The sequence below is a fragment of the Comamonas sp. genome (genome assembly GCF_036666375.1).
GTDB lineage: Bacteria > Pseudomonadota > Gammaproteobacteria > Burkholderiales > Burkholderiaceae_C > Comamonas.
In genome coordinates, this window is the sequence record NZ_JAVWWA010000187.1 from 1 (window position 1) to 5,025 (window position 5,025).

General features: G+C 64.5%; 6 protein-coding genes and 1 pseudogene. All 7 read left to right on the forward strand.

Annotated features, from left to right (window positions below; all coding sequences use genetic code 11):
• Positions 1-287: pseudogene (locus RR928_RS24190) on the forward strand (aromatic acid/H+ symport family MFS transporter); the annotation flags it as partial.
• A gap of 30 nt (positions 288-317) precedes the next feature.
• Positions 318-1,346, forward strand: a complete 1,029-nt coding sequence (locus tag RR928_RS24195; protein WP_087743206.1) for an amidohydrolase family protein — start codon at positions 318-320, stop codon at positions 1,344-1,346.
• 28 nt (positions 1,347-1,374) lie between these two features.
• Positions 1,375-2,058: a 4-carboxy-4-hydroxy-2-oxoadipate aldolase/oxaloacetate decarboxylase gene (gene ligK / locus RR928_RS24200; protein ID WP_332534205.1), complete on the forward strand. Its 684-nt coding sequence runs from the start codon at positions 1,375-1,377 to the stop codon at positions 2,056-2,058.
• A 13-nt stretch (positions 2,059-2,071) separates the two neighbouring features.
• Positions 2,072-2,989 carry an amidohydrolase family protein gene (locus tag RR928_RS24205; RefSeq protein WP_332684603.1) on the forward strand — a complete coding sequence of 306 codons (918 nt, stop codon included), beginning with the start codon at positions 2,072-2,074 and terminating at the stop codon, positions 2,987-2,989.
• 2 nt (positions 2,990-2,991) lie between these two features.
• Positions 2,992-3,435, forward strand: a complete 444-nt coding sequence (gene ligA / locus RR928_RS24210; RefSeq protein ID WP_087743211.1) for a protocatechuate 4,5-dioxygenase subunit alpha — start codon at positions 2,992-2,994, stop codon at positions 3,433-3,435.
• Entirely contained in the window at positions 3,436-4,302 is an 867-nt protein-coding gene (locus tag RR928_RS24215; RefSeq protein ID WP_087743213.1) for a class III extradiol dioxygenase subunit beta, read from the forward strand.
• Positions 4,299-5,025: Gfo/Idh/MocA family oxidoreductase (locus tag RR928_RS24220; protein ID WP_332684606.1), on the forward strand; the 727-nt coding region annotated here is incomplete at its 3' end. The genes RR928_RS24215 and RR928_RS24220, both read left to right, overlap by 4 nt.

Consider the following 5,025-nt stretch of genomic DNA (forward strand, 5'->3'; position numbering starts at 1 on the left):
GCACGATCATGAACACCGCCCAGTCGTCGATGCCGGCGCTGGCTGCGGCCTTCTACCCGACGCGCGGCCGGGCCACGGGCGTGGCCTGGATGCTGGGCATAGGCCGCTTCGGCGGCATTGCCGGCTCGTTCCTGGTTGCCGAGCTGTCGGCGCGCCACCTTGGTTTCAGCGAGATCTTCAGCGTGGTGGCCGTGGCCGGCCTGGTCGCCACCGGCGCGCTGATCGTCAAGGAAATTTTCAGTCCCAAGCCCCATGGCGAGACCGTGGGCCGCACCGCCGCGCATTAAGCCCATTCAGAATTACAGGAGAACATTGCGATGATCATTGACGTACACGGCCACTACACCACGGCTCCCGCAGCGCTGGGCGCCTGGCGCGACCTGCAGATTGCCGGCCTCAAGGACCCCAGCCAGGCCCCGTCGGCCAGTTCGCTGAAGATCAGCGACGACGAGATCCGCGACACCATAGAGAACAACCAGCTCAAGCTGATGAAGCAGCGCGGCTCCGACCTGACGATCTTCAGCCCGCGCGCCAGCTTCATGGCCCACCACATCGGCGACTTCGAGACTTCGTCGACCTGGGCGGCGATCTGCAACGAGCTGTGCTATCGCGTCAGCGAACTGTTTCCCGAGCACTTCATTCCCGCGGCCATGCTGCCGCAGTCGCCGGGCGTCGATCCCGCGACCTGCATTCCCGAGCTGGTGAAATGCGTGGAGCAATACGGCAACGTGGGCATCAACCTCAACCCCGATCCCTCGGGCGGCCACTGGACTTCGCCGCCGCTGTCGGACCGCAGCTGGTATCCCATCTACGAGAAGATGGTCGAGTACGACATTCCCGCGATGGTCCACGTGAGCACCAGCTGCAACAGCTGCTTCCACACCACGGGCGCGCACTACCTGAACGCCGACACCACGGCCTTCATGCAATGCCTGACCAGCGACCTGTTCAAGGACTTCCCCACGCTCAAGTTCCTGATCCCGCATGGCGGCGGCGCCGTGCCCTACCACTGGGGCCGTTTCCGCGGCCTGGCGCAGGAACTGAAAAAACCGCTGCTCGACGAGCACCTGCTCAACAACATCTTCTTCGACACCTGCGTCTACCACCAGCCGGGCATTGATTTGCTCACCAAGGTGATCCCGGTCAAGAACATTTTGTTTGCCAGCGAGATGATTGGCGCGGTGCGCGGCATCGATCCGACCACGGGCCATTACTACGACGACACCAAGCGCTACATCGAGGACACGGTGAACCTCAACGAGGAAGAGCGCTTCCAGGTCTACGAAGGCAATGCGCGCCGCGTGTTCACGCGCCTCGACGCCGCGCTCAAGAAGAAGGGCCTGTAAGCAGGCCATCAGCAAACAGGAGATTCAGATGTACGAACTCGGTGTGGTTTACCGCAATATCCAGCGTGCCGACAAGGCCGCGGCCGACGGCCTGGCAGCATTGGGCTCGGCAACGGTGCACGAGGCCATGGGCCGCGTGGGCCTGCTCAAGCCCTATATGCGTCCCATCTATTCAGGTCAGCAGGTCTCGGGCACGGCCGTCACCGTGCTGCTGCAGCCCGGCGACAACTGGATGATGCATGTCGTGGCCGAGCAGATCCAGCCCGGCGACGTGGTCGTCGCGGCCATCACTTCGGAATGCACGGATGGCTATTTCGGCGACCTGCTGGCCACCAGCTTCCAGGCGCGCGGCGCGCGCGCGCTGATCATCGACGCCGGCGTGCGCGATGTGAAGACACTGCAGGAAATGAACTTCCCGGTCTGGAGCCGCGCCATCTCGTCGCGCGGCACGATCAAGGCGACGCTGGGCTCGGTCAACATTCCCGTGGTCTGCGCCGGCATGTGGGTCACTCCCGGCGACGTGATCGTCGCCGATGACGACGGCGTGGTCTGCGTGCCCGCGGCCAGGGCCGTCGCCACGCTGGAGGCCGCGCAAAAGCGCGAGAGCTTCGAAGGCGAAAAGCGCGCCAAGCTGGCCTCGGGCGTGCTGGGCCTCGACATGTACAAGATGCGCGAGCCGCTGGCCCAGGCAGGCCTGCGTTACATCGACTGAAGGACTGCAAAAAATGGCAAATTTTGAAAAGACCCCCGGCTGGCTCGACTGGTACAGCGGCCCGGCCAAGCCGAAATTCCAGGTGCCCGCGGGCGCGGTCGATGCCCATTGCCATGTGTTTGGCCCGGGCGATGAATTCCCGTTCGCGCCCGAGCGCAAGTACACGCCCTGCGACGCGAGCAAGCAGCAGCTGTTTGCGCTGCGCGACCATCTGGGCTTTGCGCGCAATGTGATCGTGCAGGCCACCTGCCACGGCGCCGACAACAGCGCCATGGTCGATGCCTGCAAGTCCGCGGGCGGCAAGGCGCGCGGCGTGGCCACCGTGAAGCGCAGCATCAGTGATGAAGAGCTGCAGGCGCTGCATGACGCCGGCGTGCGCGGCGTGCGCTTCAACTTCGTCAAGCGCCTGGTCGACTTCACGCCCAAGGACGAGCTGCTGGAGATTGCCGGCCGCATCCAGAAGCTGGGCTGGCATGTGGTGATCTACTTCGAGGCCGTCGACCTGCCCGAGCTGTGGGATTTCTTCACCAGCCTGCCGACCACGGTGGTCGTGGACCACATGGGCCGCCCCGATGTGAGCAAGCCCATCGACGGCCCCGAGTTCGAGCTGTTCCTCAAGTTCATGCGCGAGCACCCCAATGTCTGGAGCAAGGTCTCGTGCCCCGAGCGCCTGTCCATCACCGGCCCCAAGGCGCTTGATGGCCAGCAGAATGCCTACCAGGACGTGGTGCCGTTCGCGCGCCGTGTGGTCGAGGAGTTCCCCGATCGCGTGCTGTGGGGCACCGACTGGCCGCATCCCAACCTCAAGGACCATATGCCCGACGACGGCCTGCTGGTGGATTTCATTCCCCACATCGCGCCCACGGCCGAACTGCAGCGCAAGCTGCTGGTGGACAATCCCATGCGTCTTTACTGGCCAGAGGAAGTCTGATCATGGCTCTCCATAAACCCTATACCGATGTGCCCGGCACCATCATCTTTGACGCCCAGCAGTCCCGCAAGGGCTACTGGCTCAACCAGTTCTGCATGTCGCTGATGAAGGCCGAGAACCGCGCGCGCTTCAAGGCCGACGAGCGCGCCTACCTCGACGAGTGGGCGATGACCGAAGAGCAGAAGCAGGCGGTGCTGGCGCGCGACCTGAACTGGTGCATGCGCACCGGCGGCAACATCTACTTCCTGGCCAAGATCGGCGCGACCGACGGCAAGAGCTTCCAGCAGATGGCAGGCTCTATGACCGGCATGACCGAAGACGAATACCGCGCCATGATGCTTGCTGGCGGCCGCTCGGCCAACGGCAACCGCGTTGTCGGCGAAGACGGCGACGCCCAGGCGCACCGCCAGCCCCAAGGAAACTCTGCCCGCAAGGAGGGCAACTGAATGGCCCGCATCACCGCTTCCGTCTTCACTTCCCATGTGCCCGCGATAGGCGCGGCCCTCGACCTGGGCCGCGACCAGGACGACTACTGGAAGCCGCTGTTCAAGGGCTATGAGCCCTCCAAGCAGTGGATGAAGGACAACAAGCCCGACGTCATCTTCCTGGTCTACAACGACCACGCGACGGCGTTCAGCCTGGACATGATCCCGACGTTCGCGATCGGCACGGCCGACACCTTCACGCCGGCCGACGAAGGCTGGGGCCCGCGCCCCGTGCCCACCGTGGTTGGCCACCCCGATCTGGCGTCGCACATCGCGCAGTCGGTGATACAGCAGGATTTCGACCTGACCATCGTCAACAAGATGGACGTGGACCACGGCCTCACCGTGCCGCTGTCGCTGATGTGCGGCCAGCCCACGCCTGAAGAAGGCTGGCCCTGCCCGGTGATTCCGTTTGCGGTCAACGTGGTGCAATACCCCGTGCCTTCGGGCCAGCGCTGCTTCAACCTGGGCCGCGCGATCCGCAAGGCCGTGGAAAGCTATGACGAGGACCTCAACGTCCACATCTGGGGCACGGGCGGCATGAGCCACCAGCTGCAGGGCGCGCGCGCCGGCCTGATCAACAAGGAATGGGACCTGAACTTCCTGGACCGCCTGATCGACAACCCCCATGGCCTGGCCAAGATGCCGCACATCGACTATGTGCGCGAAGCCGGCTCGGAAGGCATCGAACTGGTGATGTGGCTGATCGCGCGCGGCGCGATGAGCGACATCGACAGCCCGGCGCCCGTGCCCAAGGTCGCCCACCGCTTCTACCATGTGCCTGCGTCGAATACCGCCGTGGGCCACCTGATCCTGGAGAACCAATGAACAGCAAGAAGACCATCAAAGTTGCCCTGGCCGGTGCCGGCGCATTCGGCATCAAGCACCTCGACGGCATCAAGAACATCGATGGCGTTGAAGTCGTCTCGCTGGTGAGCCGCGACCTCGAAAAGACGCGCGAAGTCGCGGCCAAGTACGGCATTGCCCATGTGACCACCGATCTCGCCGACAGCCTGGCGCTGGCCGAAGTCGACGCCGTGATCCTGTGCACGCCCACACAGATGCATGCTTCGCAGGCAATTGCGTGTCTCAAGGCCGGCAAGCATGTGCAGGTCGAGATTCCCATGGCCGACAGCCTGGCCGACGCCGAGGCCGTGGTCGCGGCGCAAAAGGAATCGGGCCTGGTCGCGATGTGCGGCCACACGCGCCGCTTCAATCCCAGCCACCAGTGGATCCACAAGAAGGTCGGCGCAGGCGAGCTGAACCTGCAGCAGATGGACGTGCAGACCTATTTCTTCCGCCGCACCAACACCAACGCGCTGGGCCAGGCACGCAGCTGGACCGACCACCTGCTGTGGCACCACGCCGCCCACACCGTGGACCTGTTCGCCTACCAGGCGGGCAGCCCCATCGTGCAGGCCAATGCCGTGCAAGGCCCCATCCACCCCGTGCTGGGCATCGCCATGGACATGAGCATCCAGCTCAAGGCCGCGAACGGCGCGATCTGCACGCTGAGCCTGTCGTTCAACAACGACGGCCCGCTGGGCACCT

Coding starts and splice junctions, on each gene's coding strand:
- ligA (WP_087743211.1), top strand. CDS start 2,992: ATGGCTCTCCATAAACCCTATACCGATGTGCCCGGCACCATCATCTTT.
- RR928_RS24215 (WP_087743213.1), top strand. CDS start 3,436: ATGGCCCGCATCACCGCTTCCGTCTTCACTTCCCATGTGCCCGCGATA.
- ligK (WP_332534205.1), top strand. CDS start 1,375: ATGTACGAACTCGGTGTGGTTTACCGCAATATCCAGCGTGCCGACAAG.
- RR928_RS24205 (WP_332684603.1), top strand. CDS start 2,072: ATGGCAAATTTTGAAAAGACCCCCGGCTGGCTCGACTGGTACAGCGGC.
- RR928_RS24195 (WP_087743206.1), top strand. CDS start 318: ATGATCATTGACGTACACGGCCACTACACCACGGCTCCCGCAGCGCTG.